This is a genomic window from Alcanivorax sp. HI0044, assembly GCF_001634945.1.
The window spans coordinates 1-750 of the sequence record NZ_LWEZ01001843.1 but is presented as its reverse complement, the minus strand read 5'-3'; the positions used below and the strand labels follow the sequence as shown (position 1 = coordinate 750).

Sequence of the window (750 nt, the reverse complement as noted above, 5' to 3'; positions counted from 1 at the left end):
GCCTGGCCATGACCCTGGAATGGCTCGCCCCTTACCACCCGGCTCTGGGCAATGCGGCACAACATCTGCATGACACGGTAACGGCGGACCTGGCCGGGGGAAATGACCCCACGCTGACCAACGGGACCCGGGAAACAGGACAACGGCTTTACGCATTGCTGGCTCCGTAACACGGGCCGGTAACGTCAATGCACCAGCGGGGCGTATTTTCATCCCGCAGGCATCAGACAACGACGGCAATGAGCAATGAGAAAGGAGGCACCATGAGTCATTTGTCCCCCTTACTGGTTCAGTCCAGCGGGATTTGCGCGGAGCGCGGCGAAGGTAGCTGGCTCTATGATGAAAAAGGCAACCGCTGGCTGGACTTCACCTCCGGCATCGGCGTGACCTCCACCGGCCACTGTCACCCCAAAGTGGTCGCCGCCACGCAGGCTCAGGTCGCCAAGCTGGTTCACGCCCAGTACGCCACCGTCACTCACCCCAACATGCTGGCCCTCACCGACCGGCTCTATGAACACCTGCCCAAAGGGCTTGACGCGGTAGCGTTTTCCAACTCCGGCAGCGAGTCCGTGGAAGCGGCCATTCGCCTGGCACGCCAGGCCACCGGCCGCACCAATCTCATCGCCTTTCGCGGCGGCTTCCACGGCCGCACCCTGGCTGCGGCCTCGCTGACCACCTCTACCTCTACCAGCAAGGTGCGTACCGGCTGGCAACCGCTGATGGCCGGGGTCAGCATTGCGCCGTTCCCCC

1 protein-coding gene is annotated in these 750 nt (G+C 63.6%); it reads left to right on the top strand.

The features are described 5' to 3' along the window. Positions 1 to 263: 263 nt before the first annotated feature. The coding region (locus A3730_RS27515; protein WP_156501408.1) for an aminotransferase class III-fold pyridoxal phosphate-dependent enzyme at positions 264 to 750 on the top strand (487 nt) is incomplete at its 3' end.